Genomic DNA, 23,198 nt, shown 5'->3' with positions numbered 1-23,198 from the left:
CTGTGGAAGCGGATGAGCGCCGAACGTAGCGGCAGAAAGCTCCCGCACTCAAGTGATTGGGGAATATATTCCCCGTATGAGCGAATGAGGGGTTCCGTCAGCATGTTTCCTGGCACACTGGGCGCGATCAGCGGGAGGGCGAGATGCGGAATTCCGGAGCTGCGGCACGTGGCAGTCGGACATCCACTGTGCTTGGGCGACGCCTCGGTGGCGAGCTGCAGCGTCTGCGGCTCGGAGCGGGTTTGACGCAGCAGGAGGCTGCCGAATACCTGAGCGCGACGGCGACCAAGGTGGTGAAGATGGAGAGCGGTTGGGTTCCGGTCCGCGATCCGGACATCCGGGCGCTGTGCCAGTTGTACGGGGTGACGGATGACCAGGTGATCATCGGGCTGCTGGAGCTCGCGAAGACGGACCGAGAACGCCGGAAGGTAAGAGGCTGGTGGGACAACGGCCTCGTGCCGGGTGGCGTGGACTACATCGCCATGGAGGATGGCGCGCTGCGCAATAGGCAGTGGCAGGTTGCCTTGATCCCGGGGCTGTTTCAGACGGCCGACTACGTCCGGGCGATGGCCGTTGCGGATATGCCGTGGGACGACATCGAACAGCTCGAAGCGGTGGTGGAGACACGGGCGAGGCGGCAGCGAAGGCTGCACGGCGACAATCCGCTGTTGATGCACGCGGTGATCTGGGAAGCTGCCTTGCGACAGCTCATCGGAGGGCCCGACGTCATGCGACGGCAGCTCAACCACCTGTGTGAGCTGTCGGAGCTGCCCAACATCCACATTCAGGTGCTGCCGTTCCGCGCAGGTGGGCACAGTGGTGTCGGCGGTCCGTTCAACATCTTGTCGTTCGGCGAGGAGAAGGCTGTGGACGTGGTCCACATGGACGCGTCGCGCTCCGAGATCTGGATCGAGGATGCTGAGCGGAGCACGGTATTCATCGGGATGTTCAACAGTCTGGTGAAGTCGAGCCTGTCGCCGCACGACTCGCACCAGTTCATGCAGAGCATCGCCAAAGGAATGAGTGAATGAGAGCGTTCCAGTTCTCCAAGTCCAGTTACAGCACCAAGGAACACGACTGCGTCGAGGTCGCCCGCAACATCCCCCGCACCGTCGCCGTCCGCGACTCCAAGCGCCCCCGCGGACCCGTCCTCACCCTCGCGCCCGCCACCTGGGACGCCTTCACGGCCGACCTGCGCCGCCGGCAGCCGTAAGGGCCTCGGCAATGGCGAAGGGGCCCGGCCCGCACACACCGTGCGGGCCGGGCCCCTTCGCCGTACAAGGTCTGCGGGCTACCTCTTGAACCCGTAGTCCATCAACTTCTTCGCGTCGGCTGTGCGGTTCGCCTCGGAGGACGACGTCAGCACCGTGCCGATGACCGTCTTGCCCTTACGGGTCGCGGCGAAGACCAGGCAGTACTTGGCGGTCGGGCCGGAGCCGGTCTTGACGCCGATGTCGCCGCTGTAGCTGCTCAGCATCTTGTTGGTGTTGCTCCACGCCATGTACCGGTAGCCACCGCTCTTCGTGGTCACCTTCTGCTTCGTCGACTTGGTCTTGACGATCGAGCGGAACGTGGAGTTCTTCATCGCCTTGCTGGCGATCTTCGTCAGGTCACGGGGGGTGGAGTAGTTGTTGCCGCCCCCTATGCCGTCGAACGAGTCGAAGCGGGTGTTCTTGAGCTTGAGGCTCTTCGCCGTGGAGTTCATCTTGCCGATGAACGACTTCACGCGGGCCGCGCGGGTCTTGCCGGAGCCGAACTTGTCGGCCAGGGCGTACGCGGCGTCGCAGCCGGAGGGGAGCATCAGGCCGTAGAGGAGCTGGCCCACGGTGACCTTGTCGCCGACGATCAGCCGGGCGGACGAGGCGTTCTTCTTGACGATGTAGTCGCTGTACGCCTTATGGATCGTGACCTTGGACTTCAGGTTCACGTTCTTCTGCGACAGGACCACCAGGGCCGTCATGATCTTGGTGGTGGAGCCCGTGGCGCGGCGAGTGTCGGCGGACTTGGTGAAGAGGGTCTTCCCGGTGCCGTTGTTCATCACGAAGCCGCCCTTGGCGACGATCTTCGGAGTCGGCGGAGTGGCGGCGTGTGCCGTGGAGGCGAAGGCGCTGCCGGCGAGCACGGCGCCGGCGGTGAGCGTCACGGTGGCCGTGACGGTGACGCGATTGATGCGCTTGATGCCGATTTTCAACTGAACGCTCCAAATGCCCCTGATGTGCGGCCACATAAGGGTGCCGCTCGGTGGTGAGACTCCCGGGGCGGGGCAATGGATGTGTTACCGAACGGGTGAATCCGCGCAGGCTTGACCGTGGCCGTCATAGCGGCATCGAACGTGCCTCAGTCAGGCGCAGGAGGAGAGGAGTTCATCGAGCGTCCAAATGGTGGCCCGTACTCCGGACGTGCGGGCGAGAGAGCGGTAGCGCTCGATTGAGCTGTTGCAACCAGGCCGTGGCAGTACGCGGCCGACGCTCGGCCAGCCACCCCGCAGCGCAAGCAACCGGGTCAGGCCGAACAGGCGGCCCCCGGCACCCCCAACTCACCCTCCTGCCAATGGGCTTTCCCGCTCGAAGGCCCCCCAGGTCATCAAAACGGTCGTTGGTGTTCGATTATCGCGTCGTCAACCTGATGGCCCACTCACCCACGGAAATCTTCCCGAGCGCTTCGCAGACCTTCAGTCGAAGCCGTTCCGCATCGCACTCCTTCAGTTGGGAGTTTCCCCATAGTTGACGTCTATGACTTTCCCTGTATCTGCGTGAATCATTACCGACGTCACTTGCTGGCCAACAGGAACTTCTTCTGCAGTGGACTCTATGGGGGGGAGTGTGAAATTGACTGCCCAGCGTGTCTCCCAGTCTCCCTCCTCGTTCTTCTGTACCAGTATTTCTGAACTGTCGAATTTTCCTGTCGGCGCTTTTCCCGTGGCAATTTTTCTGGCCTGTTCAGCTGTTACGGAATGAGCAGGAGGGGTGGCTGGTCCAGGTTCATTTCGGCCTGTGAAAGCAGAAATTCGTCCGTCCGGTTCAACTACGACGTCCATCCGCATAGGCATGAGGACACCTTCTACTCGCTTTCGCCACCCAACAGTTTTTTGTCCAGTTCCCGGCACCGTCGGGTCGACCATCGGCCGACTCCCTGTAAGAGCCCAGGGGAACCTGCCGCGAACGAATGATTCGGCCTGTTTAACCGCATCATCGTCGGATTTCAGCTGCTGATTCTCTACGCCCGGCAGCGACTTCGCGAGAGTGGATCCTGTGACAAAATTCCCGGATTCCGTGAAGTTCAGGAATCCATCTTCCAGAGTGACAAGGGTTTGATCCGCCTGGCCCCCTTCTCCCTTCATATGCTGAATGCTGGAGATCTTGGCTCTTTCTCCATAGATTTCATGAACCATCTTTCTGGCTTTTTCATGCTGTGCAGAGTTGGCTTGCGTCAATTCCGATACCTCGGTGAGGACCGTAGTGACTGCCAGGGACCCGATACTGAGCACTACTACGGCGCCCCCCAGGAGGGTGCCGGCCGCCCGAGAGAAATCCTGATTGTTCAAGATCCTGAAGCGTGCGTCATCAGGTTCTCTCCTCTTGTGTATCAGGACGGCTACTGCTGCACCGATTACGGCTCCCAGGCTGTTGGCCACGAGGTCCTCGGACGTGCAGGAGCGACCGATGTGCGGCGTGACTGCTTGAGTAAGTTCAGTGGTCGCCGAGAGCACCATGCAACTTGCGGCAATGAGGGCAGGTCGGCGGAACAGGGCGACGGCGAAGAAGGCGAGCGGAACGTACATCGCAATGTTCATCAAGCCCTGCTGAGTCATCAGCGGGGTGAACGGGTCGCGGTTGACCCAGCAAGTTCCCGACGCGCCTGCGGAAGCATGAATCGGATACAGGGTGGCAACAAGTTCCCCTGCAACAGCCAACCCGAGAAGCACTGCCAGAGGCTGCGACAAGCCCCGCCTCCGGGCAACATAAAGCATCAAGCAGCTCAGAAGAATGCCGAAGACAAGAAATGAGGGAACCAGCCACGGGTTCCCTCGGAAAATCGCGCTAATCACAGAAGCCTCGGTGAAGCATAGAAGAAAAGGGAGAAAGGACAGACCTGCGGGCCGCACCTGCAAAGGAGCGGCCCGCAGAGATGGTGATACGTCAGCAGCCGGTAACCGGCGGAGTCTGGAAAGTCTGCTGGCCGGCCACCTGCATCATGCCGACCGCGGACTTGCAGGAGCTGTGCACGTACGCGTTAGTCCAAGTGGAGCGCTTCGTGGTGCCACGATTCTGGTTGAAGTAGCCTGCCCAACGGTTGGATCCGGAGTAGGAGTAGCCGAACCTGGCCTTAATCGAGGAACCTGAATTCTTCTTGTACGAGACGACCACGTTCAGTCGATTGTCAACGGTGGCAGCTGACGAAAGAAATATTCTCAGCTGTCCGCTGCTAAGCGATGTGCACGATGCGGTGTAGCCGCAGTTCCCTGCGGCCACTGCCGGCGATGCCCCCACTCCGAGTGCGAGAACACTGCCCATTGCCACAACGGCCGCCATCTTCTTCACGTTTTCCCTTTGTCTTCATAAGATTATCACTTGCTTTGCATGGTGAAACTACACCGTCATGACGTGTTCCGGCTGTGGGCGCCAGCAGTACCTCGATCAACCCGGAGTGTGTTCAATATGGCTTCATTATCCTCAATCGGACAAACCTCATAATAGTGGGCAATGTGACTGTAAGGAATCTACGCAATTCTCCTCTTTAGTGCGTCAAGAAAGTCGCGAATCTGACCGCCATCGACCTATGGCCGCAGGAAGGTTTCTGCCAAAGTTGTCTCCTTCTCGCCCTCTCTGCATGCGCTGTTCCCATTCGCTTCGCTGCCCGCCGCGTCCGGAGCCTCGACCTTTCGTGACGGTCCGCCGTTTCTTCGGTGGGCTGTTTCGGTGTTCGGGCTGGTGGTGGTCAGGCTGATGGTCCGGCTGTCGCGTCGGGTGTGCGCCGGTTTCCACGGCACCGGTGAAATGTTGCCGCTCGCAGGGGCGGGAACGTGTTGGCCAGCCGGAGTTCGGGAGAGCTTCGAGTCGTGCCAGGGCGTCGGTGGTCCGTAGGTCAGTGGCGTGCGAATCTCAGGTGCCGTCGGCGGGCCGTCGTGACGATCTGGGCGGCTGCGGAGAACAGGCGGAGCCTGACACTGCGGGGATCCCACCTGCGAGTTCTGCTCGTCAGCGTCAGCATGTGCATCCAGGCCAGCAGGTCAAGGACGAGCTGAACGCCTTCCAGCTGGATCCGGTTCTGCGCGGTGTCGTGCAGGGGCAGGCTGCGCGGGCCGGTGGCCCGGGGGCCTGAACGGGTCTTCGGCTCGGGCCTGCTGGCGGTGCCGCAGCTCCAGTGCCGCTGTCACCATGTCGGTGGTGCTGATGGCAAAGCAAGTCAGCCGCAGTCCATCAACGTCGGTGGGGCGCAACTGGGAGCTGGGGCGGGCCCGCTCCTTGGGGACGATCGAGCAGGTCTACGACCTGCTAGTGCGACAGGACCAGCAGGCGCACTGCTGTGGCGCCGGCCAGTCACGGCCGTGGTGGTAGCACGGAGCGTCAAGACCTCGGCAAACGTCACCGAGCCCGTCAGGGCATCGAGCCGGTGAGAGATCGGGGGTGCACTCCTGCGTCAGAACGCCTCACTCGCCTGCTCAGGCTCTTCGCCGTGTGCCACTGGCTTTGCTTGGCAACCCTGGAGACCACTGCGCCGTAGAAGCTCTTGAATGCGGTTGGACACACTTCTTCGATGGCGTCACCTGTCACCTGGTACCTGCTGAACTGGCGCACGCTGCGAGGCGCGTCTTCGGTGCGGGAAACCAGTCGCGGTCCAGAATCCGGACCCCCGCCCCACATGCGTGCATGTTGTATCTATGATGTGCGCATGCCTGCCGCACCCTCCGCCCCCGTACGGTCCACGTCCTCTTCCCTCAAGCGCCCGCCCGCCGCCGAGCGCGTCTACACGCACATCAAGGAAGCCGTCCTGGACCGCCGTTACGAGGGCGGGACGCTGCTCACCGAAGGGGACCTGGCGGACGCGGTCGGCGTCTCCCGGACGCCAGTGCGTGAGGCGCTGCTGCGGCTGGAGGTCGAGGGGCTGATCAAGCTCTACCCGAAGAAGGGCGCGCTCGTCCTGGCCGTCTCCGCGCAGGAGATCAAGGACGTGGTGGAGACCCGGCTGCTGGTCGAGGAGTTCGCCGCGCGCAAGGCGGTGCCCGCCTCCGCGCAGTTGATCGCCCGGCTGGAACAGCTCCTTCAGGAACAGCGGCAGTTGGCGGAGGACGGCGACCTGGCGGCGGTGGCCGTCAAGGACCGCTGCTTCCACGCCGAGATCGTGAGACACGCGGGCAACGAGATTCTCTCGCGCCTCTACGACCAGCTGCGCGACCGTCAGCTGCGGATGGGCGTCGCGGTGATGGAGGCCCACCCCGGCAGGATCGCGGCCAACATCACCGAGCACGGTGAGCTGCTGGAGGCGATCCGGGCCGGGGACGCCGAGGGGGCGGCTCTGGTCGTGCGCCGCCATGTCGGCCGGGTGCGGGTGCTGGTGCGGGGTGAGGACCGGTGAGTTCGGCCGCGCCCACGCTCTCCCTGCCCGGCGATCCACCCGGCGGTCGGCGGGCCGCCTGGGTCTGGGGCATCGGGGTCGCCGTCTACTTCGTCGCGATCATCTTCCGTACGAGCCTGGGCGTCGCCGGACTCGACGCCGCCGACCGGTTCCACGTCAACGCCTCCGCGCTGTCCATGTTCTCGATCCTCCAGCTCCTCGTCTACGCGGGCATGCAGATACCCGTCGGGCTGATGGTCGACCGGCTCGGCACCAAGAAGGTCCTCACCATCGGGGTCGTCCTGTTCACCGTGGGGCAGCTCGGCTTCGCGCTCTCCCCCTCGTACGGGATGGCGCTGGCGGCCCGCGCGCTGCTCGGCTGCGGCGACGCGATGACGTTCATCAGCGTGCTGCGGCTCGGCAGCCGCTGGTTCCCGGCCCGGCGCGGGCCGCTGATCGGCCAGGTCGCGGCGCTGTTCGGGATGGCGGGCAACCTCGTCTCGACGCTGTTCATCGCGCGGGCGCTGCACAGCTACGGCTGGACCACGACCTTCGTCGGCAGCTCGCTGGCAGGTGTCGTGGTGCTGGTGCTGCTCCTGTTGTTCCTCAAGGACCACCCCGCGGGCCACGAGCCACCGCCCGCCGAGCACGCCGGGGCCGCGTACGTCCGCCGGCAGATCGCCGCCGCCTGGCGGGAGCCCGGCACCCGGCTCGGGATGTGGGTGCACTTCACGACCCAGTTCCCGGCGATGGTGTTCCTGCTGCTGTGGGGGATGCCGTTCCTGGTCGAGGCGCAGGGGCTGAGCCGGGGCACGGCGGGCACGCTGCTCACCCTGGTGGTGCTGTCCAACATGGTGGTGGGGCTCGTCTACGGGCAGATCATCGCCCGCCACCACGAGGCGCGGGTCCCGATCGCGCTGGGCACGGTGGCGACGACGGCCCTGCTCTGGGCGTCCGCGATCTTCTACCCGGCCGACCACACGCCGATGTGGCTGCTGGTCGTCCTGTGCGTGGTGCTCGGCGCCTGCGGGCCGGCCTCGATGGTCGGCTTCGACTTCGCCCGTCCGGCCAATCCGCCCGAGCGTCAGGGCACCGCCTCGGGAATCGTCAACATGGGCGGGTTCGTCGCCTCGATGACCACGCTGTTCGCCGTCGGGGTCCTGCTGGACGCCACGGGCGACAACTACCGTGTCGCGTTCGCCTCGGTCTTCGTCCTGGAGGCGCTCGGTGTCACCCAGATCCTGCGGCTGCGCCGCCGGGCGGCGCTCAGGGAGCGTGAGCACCACGTGGTCAGCCGCGTCGAGGCCGTGCACGTGCCCGCGTAACCCTTCCGAGGCGCGGGCACGTACCGGGCGAAGCGGCTACGGCGTGACGGCGAAGTTGTCCAGGATCGCGGTGGCCAGCTCCTGGTCGCCCTCGACCTTGATCCGGTCGGTGACGGCCGCGTGCCGGACCCGGCCGCAGGCGAGCCGGACGTACGTCTCCCAGTCCAGCGACAGCGTCACGGCGGGGCCCAGCGAGGGCGCGCCGTCGACCGAACCGCGGCCCTCCGCGTCGACCCGGACCGTCCGCAGGAACTCCACCGGGCCGTGCACATCGAAGACGACCGCCGAACCGGCGGGCGCACCCGCGCTCTTGGCGACGACCTTCGGCAGCCCGGCGAGCAGCATGTCCCGGGTGATCAGGGCACCGGGAGAGTCCAGGTTGCCCGGCTGGCCGAGCGTGGTGCGCAGATCCTGTTCGTGCACCCAGACGTCGAAGGCCCGAAGGTTCAGCGCCACTTGGAGGGTCTGCTCGGTGCCCAGCGGGGCGCGGACCTTGGCCTCGGGGCCGCGCGACTCGTTGCGGAGCTGGCGGGCCCGGCGGATGAGGACGTACTCCAGCTCGGAGGTGATCTCCGGGGCCGTGTGGTGCCGCCGGACGTCTACCTGCATCTCCATGTAACGGGCGAAGTCGCTCTGTACGTGGTAGAGGTCGCGCGGCAGGGTGTGGATCGGCCGGGGATCGCCGAGCATCTCGCACTCCATGCCGATGACGTGCGACACGATGTCGCGCACCGACCATCCCGGGCAGGGCGTACGGCGGTTCCACTCGCTCTCGGCGAGGGGCTTCACCAGCTCGGCTATCGCCTCGATGGAGTGGGTCGCGGCGTCGGTGTAGGGCTGGAGGCTGGGATGGACGGTCACGGGACCCCTCGTGCGGTTCTGCGGTGCATGGGCTGGAGAGCAGGGAGTGACGGCGGGTGGGCCGGCACTGACGGCGCTGTCGGCGAGCTGCGTGGGAGGTTCGACCGCCGGACCCACCGGCGGTGGGTCCAAGTTACGCTGCGAGCAGGCACCCCGGCAGTGCTTTCGTGTGACGATCGTAGGCCCGTGTTGACGGCTTGAATGCCAGGACGGTGGTAGTGTGCGCGCCTCCCTCATCCAGATCGCAGTGGACCCGGACGAATCCGTCGATGCCCGCAGGGCGCGAGCGGCTTCCCTCGTGGTCGCCCAACAGGGCGTTGACCTGGTGGTTCTTCCCGAGCTCTGGACGGTCGGGGCGTTCGCCTACCCGGCGTTCGCCGAGGAGGCCGAACCGCTCGCGGGCCCCACCCACGAGGTGATGGCGAAGGCCGCTGCCGAGGCCGGAGTCTGGCTGCACGCCGGCTCCTTCGTCGAACGCGCGGACGATGGCACGCTCTACAACACCAGCCTGGTCTTCTCGCCCGAGGGCGAGCGCTCGGCCCGCTACCGCAAGATCCACCGCTTCGGCTTCGACCGGGGTGAGGCGGTGATGATGGGCGCGGGCGAGGAGCTGGTGACCGTCGCCCTGCCGGACACCACGCTGGGCCTCGCCACCTGTTACGACCTGCGCTTCCCCGAGCAGTTCCGGGGGCTCGTCGACGCGGGCGCCGAGACGCTGGTCGTCGCGGCGGGCTGGCCCGAGCGCCGGCGCGCCCACTGGACGCTCCTGGCGCAGGCCCGTGCCGTGGAGAACCAGGCGTACGTCCTGGCTGTCGGGACGGCGGGGACCCACGCCGATGTCCAGCAGGCCGGGCACAGCATCGTCGTGGATCCCTGGGGCGAGGTGCTGGCCCAGGCGGGTGCGGACGAGGAGGTCCTGACCGTCGAGCTGGACCCGGCGAAGGTGCGCGCGACCCGGGAGCAATTCCCGGCCCTGAAGGACCGCCGCCTGGGGCTCGCGCCGCCGCGCCTCAGCTCCTGAAGCGTGTCCCGGAGTTCGCTGTTTCACGTGAAACAACGCAGGTGCGTGAAACAGCCCAGGTGCGTGCGCAGCGCAGGTGCGTGAAACAACGAACTCCTGGGTGTGGGAGCCCGCTCAGCCCTCCTTCTCCTTGTCCGCCAGCACGATCACGCACATCGCCACGGCGACGAGCAGCGCGGTGTCGGCGTCGTCCCGGACGACGTCGATGCCGTACGTGTCCCGGATGGTCAGCCAGCGGCGCGAGATCTGGGCCAGCAGTTCGCCGTCGTACTCGATGGCGAACTCGCGGTCCAGGATCTTGCCGCTGACGTCCAGCTCCGTGCCGTCCACCAGCGTGACCCGGTAGTGGTTGCGGAGCAGCGACAGCCGCTTGCGCTTGACCGTGGCCAGCTCTTCGCCGCCCCTCTCGATGAGCATCGTGTCGCGCAGGCTGATCAGCTTCTGCCGCAGCTCGATCAGGACCCGGCCGTCGGCGTCCTTCAGCTCGAAGGTGTCGCGCAGCCGCATCGCCTTGCCGTCGACCAGGAAGACCTTGCGGCCCCCGTCGTCCTCGATCCAGTAGTCGTCGCCGATGGCGAACAGCCGCTCACGTACGAGAAGTCTCATGCGTCACAGGTTCCCCCGGGGCCCGGCGGAATGCGGGCAGGCGGTCACGGTGTTGACTGGTGGCATGGCAACACGTGCGCGCGTCCGCGCCCCCGAACTCATCGGCAAGGGCGGCTGGCTCAATACAGGCGACCAGCAGTACACCCTCGCTGACCTGCGAGGACGCATCGTCATCCTCGACTTTTGGATTTCCTGAACCAATGTGCGCACTCCTCGCCAGCGTGAGGATGTGCACCAACACACCACAGCGGATCTGTACTTGCGCCTGTCCCTTGACCGGGAGGGCACGACCGCGATCGGCCGCCAGGAAGCCGACTGCCGCGCGTGGGCGGAGCGCAACGGACTGACCGTCCGCAAGGTCCACATCGACCGTGGACGTTCCGGTTACAAGAACGTCAGCCGCAAGGGGTTCGATGCGGCGATCACAGCAGCCACGGCCGGCGTCGTGGGCGTTCTGATCGTCTGGAAGCTCGACCGCCTGTCCCGCAAGGGCATCGGCGAGGTCGGCAAGGCGCTGGACGACATAGGCCGGGTCGGCGGACGGCTGGTCTCCGTCATGGACGGTCTCGACACGAGGAACGACAGCGCCCGGGTCACCATCGCGATGCTGGCGGAACTGGCGCGCAACGAGTCGCGCAACCTTGGGATGCGCGTCGGCAACGCGAAGCGGTACCTACGCCAGCGGGGTCAGTGGATCGGCGGACAGCCGCCCTACGGGCTGCTGGTGGACCCGGAGGCGAAGAAGCTCGTCCACGACCCCGAGACCGCCGTCTACGCCCGCCTGATCGCCGACGAGGCGCTGTCCGGGAAGGCCCTCGTCCACATCGCCCGGTTGCTGAACGAGCACGGGGTGGAGTCCGCCCGTGGAGGCGAGTGGAACTCGTCCAGCGTCATGCAACTCCTTCGCTCACCGGCCTTCGCCGGTCTCATGCCGCAGACCGAGTACGAGGAGCAGCCGGACGGGACACGCAAGTACATGAACCGGGTCTCTCCTTACCGAGACCCGGAGACGCTCGAAACAGTGAGTATCGGCGAGGGGATCATCACGGTCGGGGAGCGCGAACTCATCCTCCGCCAGCTCGAAGCACGGACGTTTCCTCTGGCGGGAAAGCGGCACGGCCACAAGCAGGGCAAGTCACTGCTCACCGGCATAGCGCGCTGTGGGCTCTGCGGCGCCCGGATGAGCAAGGCCGGCACGTCGTACCAGTGCTCCAGCCACCGGATGGGGCGAGGATGCTCCGGCGTATCGGCTCGGGTGGAGAGTATCGACGACTACGTGACCCGGGCGTTTCTCTCCCGCCTGCCATCCCTGGAGCCCCAGGACCCGCTGCTCGCCGTGATCGCCGACCGCTGGGTGCAGAGGGAGGACCCGGAGGTCTTCGCGAAGAGGGACGCGATCGAGGCGGAGATCGCGGACGAGGGGGCCCGCCTGGCAGACCTGGAGGAGGCCAGATACGTCTGCGGCGAGTTCACCGGGGCAGACGCGGTCGACCGGTACAACCGGCTCGCCGGACGACTTCGTAACCGGATCGAGGGGCTGCGCGCGGACCTACTGCGGATGCCGACCCCTTCCGTTGACATCTCTCCGCTCCTGGATGCGAGCCTGCTGCGTGAAGCTTGGGAAGCCGATGATGCGGCCGGAAGGCGTGAACGCCTTGGCCTCGCAATCGATCGCGTGGAAGTCCAGCGAGGCCGGGCGGGCGTGAGGTTCGACGGTGACGAGCGCTGCCGGATCGTCTGGGCGACGAGAGACGGTGCTGGGGCGGAGTCGGCGGGTGACGAAGTGACGGAATGACGGTCGAAGTCCACTACCTCCTCCCCGGCCACAGCTCGGAACGCGCACGCTGGGTGTGCCCCCGATTTTCGGGCCCATCGTGGGCTCTGACCAGCGCATATCGACCGCCGAAGGCGCGAGAGCGGCACAGTTAACACCCTGCAAAGCCCGCCGAAGGCCCCACCCCGTGGGGTCTTCGCCCCATCAGGTGCCCCGTCGGATGTCACTCCGGCGGCTGGCTGTACTTCTCCAGCGTCGCCTTGCTCGTGGACCGGTCCACCAGCCGCAGTTCCCAGGGGCCGGTATTCACGTCGAAGTCCTTGCCGAAGCCGACCCACTTTCCGGCCATGCGCCGTCCGGTCGGCTCGACCAGGAGTTGGATGGCCCCGTGGTAGCGGGCCCCGTTGTAGTAGCCGTCTGCGGCAGTCTGCTCGACCCACGTACCCGTGACCACGTTGCGATCGACAGTGAGATCCAGCGTGAGCGGGCTGTCCGGGTTGCTGCTCGCCCCGGGCAGACTCTGAACGGTCAGCCGGTTCCCGTGCTGGACGATCACTGCGTAGTGCTTGCCCTCGTACGAGTCGCCCCGGCTGGAAGAGAAGAACTCGTAGCGGCTGAGCCACACTCCCGAAAACGTCTCCTCACCCGTCTGCGCGGTGGGCTGCGCGCCTACAGAGGCAGACGCGACACCGGTTGTGCCGGTCTCCATGTCATGCCCTCCCTTCCCGTCTGCGTGGACTCGTGCCGTCGGCACCGGCAGGGCGAACCCCAGTGCCTCGACCGGACGCCCAGTGACCCGTTCTAAGGCCCTGGCGTACACGCCCCGAGGCGTCTTGCTCGTGCCGGACTCCCAGCGCTGCACCAGCCGCTTGGAAGCCTCGTTCGGCTCCCCCAGTTCCGCACCTGCCCGGCGGAGCGCCTTGGCGAAGTCGTCTTGGCTTAAGCGCAGGCCGATACGCACGGCCCGCAGCACATCATTCGGCACTACGGCGGTCGTCGTCACGACGTCAAAGCTAGACCGAACAGCCATGCAATGACACCGGTTTGACGCCCTGGAGGGCGTCATTGACACCCCACTGAGTGACGCCCAGGCGACGCCCGAAGCGTCGTCGTTCCGACCGACCGGCGGCGGGAACATCGCTTCACCAACCGGACCGGGCAAGCGGAAGGCTAACGATGACCATGACCGTGCGGGTGTCTCGCGACTCCGGCCAGACGTTCGGCTCTGAGGTGATCTACCCCAGCAGCAGCGCCGAGAAGCCGTTGACCCCCATGGCCTCCGCCGCCTGGCCCCCCTGCAGGTGCCCCCGATGTTCCTCACAGACGAGGAAGGCACAGACGTGACGATCACCGACACGACGAAGACCGTGTACGACCTCATCACCCCGGAGCTGAGGGCCGACCTCATCACCATGGTCCGCGAGGACTCCTGGCCGGAGATGACCGACGACCAGGGCCAGCGCGGCGTCAACCAGGTGGCGGCCTTCCTCGCCGTCGCCGCGAACACCACGGAGAGGGCCACGCCCAGCCTTCGCGTGGACCTCTTCTGGCACGCACTCGTGCTCCACACCAAGGACTACGCCAGGGTCTGCGACGCGCTCGGCGGCGGATTCATCCACCACGTCCCCGACCGCAACAACGGCCACGACCCCGCCGAGGGCCGGGCCGCGATGCGTCGGACGGCCGAGGTGATCCGATCGGCCGGCTTCGACGTGGACCCGGAGTTCTGGCCGATCAACGGCGCAGCCGACTGCACCCAGAGCTACGCGGGCTGCTCCGACAGCCCCGTTGCCAAATAGCTCCGACTCAAGCGGAGCGACTGACCCACGAGAGCTTCAGCCGCCCGGTATCGTGCCGGGCGGCTGTCGCCGTGAACGAGAACGGACAGGTAGTGACTGACGCTCGCAGCAACGCATGGGACACCTACTCGCAGAGCAAGCCCCAGCGGCGGAAGACCAACGCCAAGGGCGAGACCACATGGTTCAACTGGACCCAGTACCCGGACCACGGCCCCAGGGCCGACGTGCTCAAGCTCAACCCGGGAGACCGCGTGCTCGATCTCGGGTGCGGGTCTGGAGGGAACGCCGCTCATCTCGCAACGCTCGGCATGAAGTCCGTCGGGATCGACCTCTCCGCCAAGCAGCTCGACAAGGCACGCGAGCGGTGGCCGGGCGTGGACGGGTTGGAACTCCACCAGGCCGACGCGCTCACCTATCTCGGAGACACGTTCACGATCTTCGATGCGGTCTACAGCGTGTTCGGCGCTGCCTGGTTCACCGACCCCGGTCTTCTGCTGCCGATGGTTCACGCGAACCTCAAGCCGGGTGGCGTCTTCGCCTTCTCCCAGCGTCCCCCGGTTGAAGGGTGCTACGGCTGCCAGGCGTCATACATCCCGCGCGGGCCCGAAGAAGACCCCGCTGTCGTCAAGCGGTGGGACTACGAACCCGATGTGTGGGCGCTGATTCTCAAGGAACACGGCTTCGTGGACGTGTCAGCGTCCGTGCTTGCCCCAGCTGCCGGGAGTCGGCACACAGGCACCCTGTTCGTCCGGGGCGTCCAAGGGGGCTAGTTGTGTTGATCACGAGCGTTCCGTGGTGGAGCGGATCCCGTAGCTGCGCAGGACAACGGCGTCGTACGGTCGTGATCCGGTGTTCATGGGCCAATGGCAAGCTTGAAGGATGAACGATGCTGCCCCGGCGCCCACCCCCGCGCCCGCACCCCGCAAGCGTGCTCGTGTCCGCGCCCCTGAACTCATCGGCAAGGGCGGCTGGCTCAATACAGGCGACCAGCAGTACACCCTCGCTGACCTGCGAGGACGCATCGTCATCCTCGACTTCTGGACGTTCTGCTGTGTGAACTGTCTGCATGTCCTGGACGAACTGCGCGAGCTGGAGGAGAAGCACCGCGACACCGTGGTGATCGTCGGCGTCCACTCGCCGAAGTTCGTCCACGAGGCCGAGCACCAGGCCGTCGTCGACGCTGTCGAGCGCTACGAGGTCCATCACCCCGTCCTCGACGACCCCGAGCTGGCCACCTGGAAGCAGTACGCCGTACGTGCCTGGCCGACGCTCGTCGTGATCGACCCCGAGGGCTATGTCGTCGCCCAGCACGCGGGTGAGGGCCACGCGCATGCCATCGAGAAGCTCGTCGAGGAGCTGGAGGCCGAGCACGCAGCCAAGGGCACGCTCCGCCGCGGCGACGGCCCCTACGTCGCGCCCGAGCCCGTCGCCACGCATCTGCGCTTCCCCGGCAAGGCGCTGCTCCTGCCGGACGGGGGCTTCCTGGTCTCCGACACCACCCGGCACCGACTGGTCGAGCTGGACGCGGACGGCGAGACCGTACGACGTCACTTCGGCACGGGCGAACGCGGCCTGAACGACGGCGGCCCGGACGAGGTCCGGTTCAGCGAACCGCAGGGGCTCGCCGTGCTCCCGGACGGCCGCATCGCCGTCGCGGACACCGTCAACCACGCGATCCGCGCCCTGGACCTCACGACCGGGACGACCAGCACCCTCGCCGGGACCGGCCGCCAGTGGTGGCAGGGGACGCCGGCCAGCGGTCCGGCGCGCGAGGTGGACCTTTCCTCGCCGTGGGACATCGCCTGGTTCGGCGACCGGCTGTGGATCGCCATGGCGGGCGTGCACCAGCTGTGGACGTACGACCCGGAGAGCGTGACCGTACGCGTCGCCGCCGGGACCACCAATGAGGGCCTGGTCGACGGGCCGGCCGCCGAGGCGTGGTTCGCCCAGCCGTCCGGGCTCGCCGTCTCCGCCGACGGGGAGCGGCTCTGGGTCGCCGACTCCGAGACCTCCGCGCTGCGCTGGGTCGACCGCGACGAGCTGGTGCACACCGCCGTCGGCACCGGCCTCTTCGACTTCGGCCACCGCGACGGGGCCGCCGGCCAGGCGCTCCTGCAGCATCCGCTCGGCGTGACCGCGCTGCCCGACGGGTCCGTCGCGATCAGCGACACCTACAACCACGCCCTGCGCCGGTACGACCCGGCCTCCGGCGAAGTCACCACGCTGGCCACCGATGTCCGTGAGCCCAGCGACGCGGTGCTGGTCGACGGCGATCTCGTCGTCGTCGAGTCGGCCCGCCACCGGCTGACCCGGCTCCGGCTGCCCGAGGAGGCGGCCCGGGTGGCCGGCCAGGCGCACCGCACCCAGCGGGCGGCCACCGAGATCGCCCCGGGCACCCTCCGCCTCGACGTCGTCTTCCAGGCGCCCGCGGGCCAGAAGCTGGACACCCGCTACGGTCCGTCGACCCGGCTGCTGGTCTCCGCGACCCCGCCCGAGCTGCTGGCGGAGGGCTCCGGCGCGGGGACGGACCTCGGGCGCGACCTGGTCCTCGCGGACGGGGTCACCGAGGGCGTGCTGCATGTCTCCGCGATGGCGGCGTCCTGCGACGACGACCCGGCCACCGAGTACCCGGCCTGCCACATGCACCAACAGGACTGGGGCGTCCCCGTCCGCGTGACCGCGGAGGGAACGCCCCGGCTGCCGCTGGTGCTGGCAGGCATGGACGAGCAGGGCTGAGGCGGGCTGAGGGGGGTGGGCAGGCGGCCCGCACCCCGGCCCGCCCCGGCCGCCTAGAAGTCGTCGGCGCCGTTGCGGAGCTCGGTGGTCCAGTAGCCCGTGGCCCACTTCTGCGGGTTGACGGAGAGACCCTCGGGGGCGGGGGACTTCACGACCGCCATGCCGCCGCCGTTGGCCTTCAGCGTGACCGTGAACTCCTTCACCGTCTCGGTGTTCTCCTTCCGGCCGCCCTCGGACATGCGCACCGCGGCATAGGCGGACTGGCCGGGCTCCAGGATCATCGGGACCTCCGGCTTGCTCTTGGCGACGGGCGGGACGATGCCCCGCGCGTTGTCCAGGAAGTGGATGTGCGGGTACTCCTTCATCTCGCAGCCGGCGCCGGAGGTGTTCTTCGCACTCAGCGTGAGGTGGGTGTAGGGCGGGCCGTCCTGACGCTCGGCGGTGATCTTCAGACCCTTCGCCGTGCAGAGGGGGACCGAGGCCTTGGCGGAGGTCCTGGCGGACGTGCCGCCGGTGGTTCCGGAGCCGTCGGAGATCTTGGTCGTGCCGGTGGCCTGCGCGGTTCCGGTGCCGCTGCCGGTGGATCCCGTGGTGCCGGTCTCCGCCGCGTCGTCGGCCTTCGGGGACTCGGCGGGCGCCGTGCCGACGGTCGCGGAGTCGCTCGCCGCCGGGCCCGCCGACTTGGTGCCGGTGCCGTTGTCACCGCAGGCGGTGAGTGCGAGAGCGAGGGCGGCCGTGGTCGCGGCGGCCAGGATGGTGGTGCGGTTGCGGAACGTACGCATGGAGACTCCCCCGAAGTGGCGGTGAGGCGGACGCCCGGTCGAGACGCTCGCCCTGAGGTGCTGACAGGAACGACTCTGCCCGCCGCCGCTCACGTATCGCTGCTGTCCCGCTGACGTCCTGCTGACGTCGGATTCCGAGGACCGCGCCAGAGGTTTCCGACGTCCTGCTGATGTCGGATTCCGAGGACCCGCCAGAGGTTTCCGACGTCCTGCTGACGGCGGATTCCTCACGGCCGCGCCAGAGCACTCAGACTCCTGCTGACGTCGGATTCCTGAGGACCACCCAGAGGTTCGCCCGCTCAGCTCCCGTCGGCCATCCGCCGCAGCGCCTCGTCGTGCCGCCGCCGGAACTCCGTCCGTGCGGACACCCGCAGCAGCGCCTCCAGCGCCCGTACGGCCCCCTCGTCGTAGCCGGCCCGTTCCGCCTCCTGCGCGGCCCGGTCCAGCAGCCGGACGCCGTCCTCCTCCTCGCCCAGGGCCAGTTGTGCCTCGCCGCAGACCGCCAGCAGCAGGGAGCGGCGTGCCGCCTCCTCGTGCTCGGGTCCCAGATCGAGCGCGGCGCGGGCGCAGGCAAGCGCGTCCTCGGGGCGGTGCGCGGTGAGATGCATCCGGGCCAGGTGCTGGAGCGTGAGCATCTCCGTGTGCCGGTCCCCCTCCCGGCGGGCCAGTTCGACGGCGCGATCGCAGTTCTCCAGTGCGGTGGGGAGCGCGCCGAGTTCGGCCTGGACGACTGCCAGGTTGATCAGTGCGGTCGCCTCGCCCAGCGGGTCGTCGGCCTCCCGGGCGAGCACGGGCGAGCGCTCCAGCAGAGCGGCGGCCTCGGCGGTGCGGCCCTCCTCCGTCAGCACCCAGCCCAGCAGCGTGAGCACCCTCGACTCCGCGTACGGGTCCTTCTCGGCGCGAGCCGACTCCAGGGCCAGTTCCAGCAACGGGGACCAGCTGTCCCGTGCCCGCCACACGATCTGCGGCCACTGGAGCAGGATGATCCGCCAGGCCCGGTCGTCGAGCCCCGCCTTCCGGGCCGCGAGCGCGGTCAGCGCCAGGTCCTCGCGCTCGGTGGCCAGCCAGCGCATCGCCTCCGCGCGGTCGGCGAAGTCCTGTACGGCGCTGGGCCTGCGGTAGTCCTCCGGGAGCACGAAACAGGGCTCGCCGCCGGGCTCCGCCGTGTCGGCGGCGGCCAGGGCGGTCGCGATGCAGTGGTCGAGCACCCCGACCAGGGCCTCACGCGCGGACGCCGGGTCCAGGCTCCGGGCGTACAGGCGCACCAGGTCGTGCAGGACCCAGCGCCCGGGGGCGGTCTCGGTCACGAGGTGGGCGGCGGCCAGTTGTTCCAGCGCCGCCTTCGCGGTGACCGGATCCGTCCCCGCGAGGGCGGCCGCCGCGTACGGGTCGTAATGGCCGCCGGGATGGTGGCCGAGCCGCGCGAGCTGGTGGACGGCCCCGGACGGCAGATGCTGGACGGTGAGCCGCAGTGCGGCGGCGACCCCGGTGTCGTCCACGTCGAGATACGCCAGCCGGCCGCGTTCGTCGGCCAGTTCGCCGGCGAGCGTGGCCAGCGTCCAGCGGGGCCGCCCCGCCAGGCGGGCCGCGGTCACGCGCAGGGCGAGGGGCAGGCCGCCGCACAGCTCGGAGAGCCGGCGGGCCGCCACCGGTTCGGCGAGGACCCGCTCCTCCCCCAGCACTCCGGCGAGCAGCGCCGTGCCGTCGTCGGTCTCCAGGGTGTCGAGCGGGACCGGCCGGGCGGCGTCCGAGGCGATGAGCCCCTCCAGCCGGTGGCGGCTGGTGACCAGCGTGACGCAGTCGGCGCCGCCCGGCAGCAGCGTCCTGACGGTGGCGGAGTCGCGGGCGTTGTCCAGGACCACCAGCAGTCTGCGCCGGGCGGTCAGTGAGCGGAACAGCGCGGCGGCGGCCGGCACGGACTCCGGGACGCGGCGCGGGGAGACGCCGAGGGCGAGCAGGAACTCCCGCAGGACGTCGATGAGCGCGGGTTCCCCGGCCGTGCTGAACCCGCGCAGATCGGCGAAGAGCCGCCCGTCCGGGAAGAGCGGGGAGTTGCGGTGCGCCCACTGGAGGGCCAGCGCGGTCTTGCCGACCCCGGCCGGCCCGGTGACCAGACAGACGGGAGCCTCGCCCGCCGCCGACCGGCTGAGCGCGGCCAGTTCGTCGGCCCGCCCGTGGAAGCCGCGGGGCGCTCGGGGCAGCAGGTCGACGGGGTGCGGTTCGCCTGCGGACGCCGGGGGAACGGCTGGGAAAAGAGGATGCGGCGGGGCGGGGGAGTCTGTCTCCGTACCGCCCTCGGTGACACTCGTACCGCCCCCGGCGGCATTCGTACCGCCCCCGGCGACACGGGACGGACCCCCGGCGCTGGGCGGGGCGGTGGCGCTGGGCGGGACGGCGGCAGGGGAGGGTCCGGCGGCCGCCGGCGGGGCGGCGCTCGTGGGCCCCGGGTCGCCGCGCAGGATCAGCGCGTAGGCGTCGGCGAGCTCGTGCCCCGGGTCGATGCCCAGCTCGTCGGCGAGGAGCCGCCTCGTACGGTGGAAACGGTCCAGGGCCTCCGACTGGCGCCCCGCCCGGTACAGCGCCAGCATCAGTTCCGCGGCCAGCGACTCGCGCAGCGGATGCGCCGCCGTCTCCGCCGTCAGCAGGGCGGCGGCCCGGTGGTGCTCACCGAGCGCCCCGTACGCGCGGGCCAGTTGCTCGACCGTCGCCAGCCGTGATTCCTCCAGGGAGTGCGCGGCCACCCGGAGCGGCGGACCGGCGAACGCCCCGCTGAGCGCGGGCCCCTGCCACAGGGACAGGGCCTCCTTGAGCATCAGCACGGCGTCGGCGGGACCGCGCTGCTCCCGTGCCAGCATCAGCAGCTCCTCGAACCGCTGCGAGTCCAGCAGCGTCTCCGGGGCCCGCAGCACGTACGCGTCGCCGAGGGTGACCAGCTCCACTCCGTACGCCTCCGCGTCCGCGCCCGCCAGCAGGGAGCGCAGCCGGGAGATGTGTCCCTGGATGACGCCACGGGCCTGTGAGGGCGGCTCGTTGTCCCAGAGGCAGTCCGTCAGCCGGCCCACGGAGACGGGCGTGTTGGCGGACAGCAGCAGGGCGGCGAGCAGGCTGCGCCGCTTGGCGGGCCCCAGTGGCAGGGGCCCGGTAAGCGTTTCGACGGAGACCGTGCCGAGCAGCCGGAACTCCACGGGCGGCTCCCCTTCCGGGCGGGACGTACCCACGATGGGGGCGCGGGATCAGGCCCAGAATATCGGGGATTCCGCAGGTCCGACGCAGAGCCGATCGACCCGGCGACGGCTTTCGGCCGTTTACGCGGACCGGCTGTTCACGCGGACCGGTAGTCGCACGATGCTCACGCGGACCGGTAGTCGCGCGATGCTCACGCGGACGAAGCCCTCGACAGGGACGACAAGGCCGACAAGGCCGACGGGCATCACGATCCGGCCGACCAGGTCGATGCCGACAGGAATCCGGGCCGGTGTACGGGTCGCGTACCCGGCCCGGCAGCAACCATGTGCGAGGCGGTGGCTGGGTCGCGGCTCAGCCCGCGAGGAACGAGGCGAGCGCGTTCGCCAGCAGATACGGGTCGTCGGCGCCGCACAGCTCACGCGCGCTGTGCATCGAGAGGATCGCCACGCCGATGTCCACGGTCTGGATGCCGTGCCGGGCCGCGGTGATCGGCCCGATCGTGGTGCCGCAGGGCATCGCGTTGTTGGACACGAAGCTCTGCCACGGCACGCCCGCCTTCTCGCAGGCCGCGGCGAACACGGCACGGCCGCTGCCGTCGGTGGCGTACCGCATGTTGACGTTGACCTTGAGGATCGGCCCGCCGTTGGCGACCGGGTGGTGCGTCGGGTCGTGCCGCTCCGCGTAGTTGGGGTGCACGGCGTGGCCGGTGTCGGAGGAGAGGCAGACCGTGCCGGCGAAGGCGCGGGCGCGGTCCTCGTACGTGCCGCCGCGCGCGAACACCGAGCGCTCCAGCACCGATCCGAGCAGCGGCCCGTCGGCCCCGGTGTCGGACTGCGAGCCGTTCTCCTCGTGGTCGAAGGCCGCGAGCACCGGGATGTACGGGATGTCGGCGTCGGGCTGCCCGGACACGGCGGCCAGGGCGGCGGTCGCGGCGTGCACCGAGAGGAGGTTGTCCATCCGGGGCCCGGCCACCAGCTCCTGGTCCCGGCCCAGGTAGGAGGGCGGCTCGATGGCGTGCGGCATCAGGTCCCAGCCGGTGACGTCCTCCGCGTCGACGCCCGCCTCCTCGGCGACGAAGCGGATCAGGTCGCCCTCCTCGACGTCGCCGAGTCCCCAGATCGGCTGCATGTGCTTCTGCCGGTCGAGCTTGAGCCCCTCGGTGTTGGCGGACCGGTCCAGGTGCACGGCCAGCTGCGGCACCCGCAGCAGCGCCCGGTCGATGTTGACCAGCCGGTGGGTGCCGTCCCGCAGCGAGATCCGCCCGGCCAGGCCCAGGTCCCGGTCGAGCCAGGTGTTCAGCAGGGTGCCGCCGTAGACCTCGACGGCGATCTGGCGCCAGCCGTGCGCCCCGGTGTCGGGCAGCGGCTTCACCCGCAGGTTCGGGGAGTCGGTGTGCGCCCCGGCGATCCGGAACGGGGTGTGCGCAGCTGCGCCCTCCGGTACGTACCAGGCGACGATCGCCCCGCCGCGCAGCACGTACTTCCCGCCGGCCGACGCGTCCCAGGCGGCGGTCTCCTCGACCTGCCGGAAGCCGGCCTCCGCCAGCAGCGCGGCGGCGTTCGCCACGGCGTGGTACGGGGACGGGCTGGCCGCCAGGAAGGACATCAGGTCATCGGTGTGCGCGCGGTCGAACCGGAGAGGGGAACTCATGTTCTTCACTGTAACGAGGACCCGGGGTCCGGTATCCGGTGACCGGGAGATCCGTGGGCCCCGGTTCCGGGGCCTACAGCTCGTCGATCGCGGTCAGGTCGATGTCGATGTCGTACGGGGCGGAGAGCTTGAGCCGGTCGTGGTGGACGCCGGTGGAGACGTACGTCTTGTTGACCGGGTCGAGTTCGTAGGTGATGACCATGGGGCGGTCGTTCTCGCCGGTCATCTCGACGAGCCAGAAGTGCTGGATGCCCGCCGCCGCGTACTTGTGCGGCTTGGTGTCGCGGTCGCGGTCCTCGGAGTCGGGCGAGACGACCTCGACGGCGAGCAGGACGTCGGCGGCCTGGTAGCGGGTCTGGCGGCGGCCCTCGATCGCTTCTGCCTTGACCACGACGACGTCGGGTTCCGGGGCGTTTCTCTTGCTCAGCACGATCGCCATCTCGCGACGCACGCGCAGGCCGTTCGGAACGTGCTGCCGCAGCCCTTGCTCCAGCAGATACATCGCCAGCGTGTGGAAGTCTCGCTGCGGACTCACGAAAACCAGGCTCCCGTCGATCAGCTCTGTGTGCGGCGGGAGGTCAAGCGTGAAGAATTCGTCCACGGTGTAGCCGTCCGTCGGCGGGACCGGCCACTTCGGGCCGTCCGGCTGGCGGTGCAGCGATTCGGGCAGTGCCTCGGCGGTCATGGTTCCTCCCATGGACGGGATTATGGGCCGTGCACTCAGCGTACCCAGCTGATACGACAGCGCCGCCACCCGAACGAATTCCGGATGGCGGCGCTGGTTGACGTACTGATGAGGTGCGAGGTCTAGGGCCTGTATCCAGTTGTGATCAATGGATGGTCCGCGCGAGGTCCTTGATCCAGATCATGGAGGCGCGGAGATGGAGTCCGGCGAGGTAGCTC

Annotated in this window: 19 protein-coding genes and 2 pseudogenes; 10 read left to right on the top strand and 11 right to left on the bottom strand. The window is 68.4% G+C overall.

Features of this window, described 5'->3' with window-relative positions:
• Positions 1-143: 143 nt before the first annotated feature.
• Together ACGF2Y_RS02630 and ACGF2Y_RS02625 are read left to right on the top strand one after the other, a co-directional pair.
• Positions 144-1,031, top strand: coding sequence for a helix-turn-helix domain-containing protein (locus ACGF2Y_RS02630; RefSeq protein ID WP_392942622.1), 888 nt, complete (start codon positions 144-146; stop codon positions 1,029-1,031).
• On the top strand, positions 1,028-1,213 hold the full coding sequence (locus ACGF2Y_RS02625; protein WP_392942620.1) for a DUF397 domain-containing protein: 186 nt from the start codon (positions 1,028-1,030) through the stop codon (positions 1,211-1,213). Before ACGF2Y_RS02630 ends, ACGF2Y_RS02625 begins: the two co-directional genes overlap by 4 nt.
• 78 nt (positions 1,214-1,291) lie before the next feature.
• Here ACGF2Y_RS02625 and ACGF2Y_RS02620 read toward each other — a convergent pair whose 3' ends face one another.
• From ACGF2Y_RS02620 to ACGF2Y_RS02605, 4 genes and pseudogenes are all read right to left on the bottom strand, one after another.
• Positions 1,292-2,191, bottom strand: coding sequence for a D-alanyl-D-alanine carboxypeptidase family protein (locus ACGF2Y_RS02620; protein WP_392942618.1), 900 nt, complete (start codon positions 2,189-2,191; stop codon positions 1,292-1,294).
• A 510-nt stretch (positions 2,192-2,701) separates the two neighbouring features.
• Positions 2,702-3,943: a VanZ family protein gene (locus ACGF2Y_RS02615; protein ID WP_392942616.1), complete on the bottom strand. Its 1,242-nt coding sequence runs from the start codon at positions 3,941-3,943 to the stop codon at positions 2,702-2,704.
• A gap of 196 nt (positions 3,944-4,139) precedes the next feature.
• A complete protein-coding gene (locus tag ACGF2Y_RS02610) occupies positions 4,140-4,541 on the bottom strand; it encodes a hypothetical protein (RefSeq protein ID WP_392942614.1) in 402 nt (133 codons plus the stop codon).
• Between the two features lie 547 nt (positions 4,542-5,088).
• Positions 5,089-5,476 (bottom strand): annotated as a pseudogene (locus tag ACGF2Y_RS02605) (transposase); the annotation flags it as partial.
• 416 nt (positions 5,477-5,892) lie between these two features.
• On the opposite strand from ACGF2Y_RS02605, the gene ACGF2Y_RS02600 reads away from it, so the two are divergent.
• Together ACGF2Y_RS02600 and ACGF2Y_RS02595 are read left to right on the top strand one after the other, a co-directional pair.
• Positions 5,893-6,576: a GntR family transcriptional regulator gene (locus ACGF2Y_RS02600; protein ID WP_392942612.1), complete on the top strand. Its 684-nt coding sequence runs from the start codon at positions 5,893-5,895 to the stop codon at positions 6,574-6,576.
• Entirely contained in the window at positions 6,573-7,880 is a 1,308-nt protein-coding gene (locus tag ACGF2Y_RS02595; RefSeq protein ID WP_392942610.1) for a nitrate/nitrite transporter, read from the top strand. The genes ACGF2Y_RS02600 and ACGF2Y_RS02595 overlap by 4 nt, the downstream gene beginning before the upstream one ends.
• 36 nt (positions 7,881-7,916) lie before the next feature.
• On the opposite strand, the gene ACGF2Y_RS02590 is transcribed toward ACGF2Y_RS02595, so the two are convergent.
• Complete coding sequence (locus ACGF2Y_RS02590) at positions 7,917-8,741, bottom strand: maleylpyruvate isomerase family mycothiol-dependent enzyme (protein WP_392942608.1); 825 nt, start codon at positions 8,739-8,741, stop codon at positions 7,917-7,919.
• 220 nt (positions 8,742-8,961) lie between these two features.
• Between ACGF2Y_RS02590 and ACGF2Y_RS02585 the strand changes: the two genes are divergently transcribed.
• A complete protein-coding gene (locus tag ACGF2Y_RS02585) occupies positions 8,962-9,762 on the top strand; it encodes a carbon-nitrogen family hydrolase (RefSeq protein ID WP_392942606.1) in 801 nt (266 codons plus the stop codon).
• Positions 9,763-9,876: 114 nt separating this feature from the next.
• Here ACGF2Y_RS02585 and ACGF2Y_RS02580 read toward each other — a convergent pair whose 3' ends face one another.
• Entirely contained in the window at positions 9,877-10,368 is a 492-nt protein-coding gene (locus ACGF2Y_RS02580) for an LURP-one-related/scramblase family protein (protein WP_392942604.1), read from the bottom strand.
• Here ACGF2Y_RS02580 and ACGF2Y_RS02575 point away from each other — a divergent pair.
• Positions 10,367-10,555: pseudogene (locus ACGF2Y_RS02575) on the top strand (alkyl hydroperoxide reductase); the annotation flags it as partial. The gene ACGF2Y_RS02580 and the pseudogene ACGF2Y_RS02575 overlap by 2 nt on opposite strands.
• Positions 10,556-10,627: 72 nt before the next feature.
• Positions 10,628-12,163, top strand: a complete 1,536-nt coding sequence (locus ACGF2Y_RS02570) for a recombinase family protein (RefSeq protein WP_392942602.1) — start codon at positions 10,628-10,630, stop codon at positions 12,161-12,163.
• Between the two features lie 202 nt (positions 12,164-12,365).
• Here ACGF2Y_RS02570 and ACGF2Y_RS02565 read toward each other — a convergent pair whose 3' ends face one another.
• Positions 12,366-13,145, bottom strand: coding sequence for a helix-turn-helix domain-containing protein (locus ACGF2Y_RS02565; RefSeq protein ID WP_392942600.1), 780 nt, complete (start codon positions 13,143-13,145; stop codon positions 12,366-12,368).
• Between the two features lie 337 nt (positions 13,146-13,482).
• On the opposite strand from ACGF2Y_RS02565, the gene ACGF2Y_RS02560 reads away from it, so the two are divergent.
• From ACGF2Y_RS02560 to ACGF2Y_RS02550, 3 genes are all read left to right on the top strand, one after another.
• Positions 13,483-13,941 carry a glycine-rich domain-containing protein gene (locus ACGF2Y_RS02560; RefSeq protein ID WP_392275625.1) on the top strand — a complete coding sequence of 153 codons (459 nt, stop codon included), beginning with the start codon at positions 13,483-13,485 and terminating at the stop codon, positions 13,939-13,941.
• A 92-nt stretch (positions 13,942-14,033) separates the two neighbouring features.
• Positions 14,034-14,711 carry a class I SAM-dependent methyltransferase gene (locus ACGF2Y_RS02555; RefSeq protein ID WP_392942597.1) on the top strand — a complete coding sequence of 226 codons (678 nt, stop codon included), beginning with the start codon at positions 14,034-14,036 and terminating at the stop codon, positions 14,709-14,711.
• A gap of 109 nt (positions 14,712-14,820) precedes the next feature.
• Positions 14,821-16,677 carry an NHL domain-containing thioredoxin family protein gene (locus ACGF2Y_RS02550; protein WP_392942595.1) on the top strand — a complete coding sequence of 619 codons (1,857 nt, stop codon included), beginning with the start codon at positions 14,821-14,823 and terminating at the stop codon, positions 16,675-16,677.
• Positions 16,678-16,730: 53 nt separating this feature from the next.
• Here ACGF2Y_RS02550 and ACGF2Y_RS02545 read toward each other — a convergent pair whose 3' ends face one another.
• The 4 genes from ACGF2Y_RS02545 to ACGF2Y_RS02530 all read right to left on the bottom strand — a co-directional run bounded on the left by ACGF2Y_RS02545 (position 16,731) and on the right by ACGF2Y_RS02530 (position 22,992).
• Positions 16,731-17,459: a DUF4232 domain-containing protein gene (locus ACGF2Y_RS02545; RefSeq protein WP_392942593.1), complete on the bottom strand. Its 729-nt coding sequence runs from the start codon at positions 17,457-17,459 to the stop codon at positions 16,731-16,733.
• A gap of 299 nt (positions 17,460-17,758) precedes the next feature.
• Positions 17,759-20,644 carry a BTAD domain-containing putative transcriptional regulator gene (locus ACGF2Y_RS02540; protein WP_392942591.1) on the bottom strand — a complete coding sequence of 962 codons (2,886 nt, stop codon included), beginning with the start codon at positions 20,642-20,644 and terminating at the stop codon, positions 17,759-17,761.
• A 352-nt stretch (positions 20,645-20,996) separates the two neighbouring features.
• Entirely contained in the window at positions 20,997-22,295 is a 1,299-nt protein-coding gene (locus ACGF2Y_RS02535) for a M18 family aminopeptidase (RefSeq protein WP_392942589.1), read from the bottom strand.
• Between the two features lie 73 nt (positions 22,296-22,368).
• Complete coding sequence (locus ACGF2Y_RS02530) at positions 22,369-22,992, bottom strand: Uma2 family endonuclease (protein ID WP_392942587.1); 624 nt, start codon at positions 22,990-22,992, stop codon at positions 22,369-22,371.
• Positions 22,993-23,198: the final 206 nt, after the last annotated feature.

Origin of the sequence: Streptomyces sp. NPDC048142 (assembly GCF_043202835.1) — a bacterium.
In the GTDB taxonomy this organism is placed as follows: domain Bacteria; phylum Actinomycetota; class Actinomycetes; order Streptomycetales; family Streptomycetaceae; genus Streptomyces.
This window is presented reverse-complemented; position numbering and strand designations above follow the sequence as displayed.

Coding starts and splice junctions, on each gene's coding strand:
- ACGF2Y_RS02630 (WP_392942622.1), top strand. CDS start 144: ATGCGGAATTCCGGAGCTGCGGCACGTGGCAGTCGGACATCCACTGTG.
- ACGF2Y_RS02625 (WP_392942620.1), top strand. CDS start 1,028: ATGAGAGCGTTCCAGTTCTCCAAGTCCAGTTACAGCACCAAGGAACAC.
- ACGF2Y_RS02600 (WP_392942612.1), top strand. CDS start 5,893: ATGCCTGCCGCACCCTCCGCCCCCGTACGGTCCACGTCCTCTTCCCTC.
- ACGF2Y_RS02580 (WP_392942604.1), bottom strand. CDS start 10,368: ATGAGACTTCTCGTACGTGAGCGGCTGTTCGCCATCGGCGACGACTAC.
- ACGF2Y_RS02550 (WP_392942595.1), top strand. CDS start 14,821: ATGAACGATGCTGCCCCGGCGCCCACCCCCGCGCCCGCACCCCGCAAG.
- ACGF2Y_RS02545 (WP_392942593.1), bottom strand. CDS start 17,459: ATGCGTACGTTCCGCAACCGCACCACCATCCTGGCCGCCGCGACCACG.
- ACGF2Y_RS02535 (WP_392942589.1), bottom strand. CDS start 22,295: ATGAGTTCCCCTCTCCGGTTCGACCGCGCGCACACCGATGACCTGATG.
- ACGF2Y_RS02530 (WP_392942587.1), bottom strand. CDS start 22,992: ATGGGAGGAACCATGACCGCCGAGGCACTGCCCGAATCGCTGCACCGC.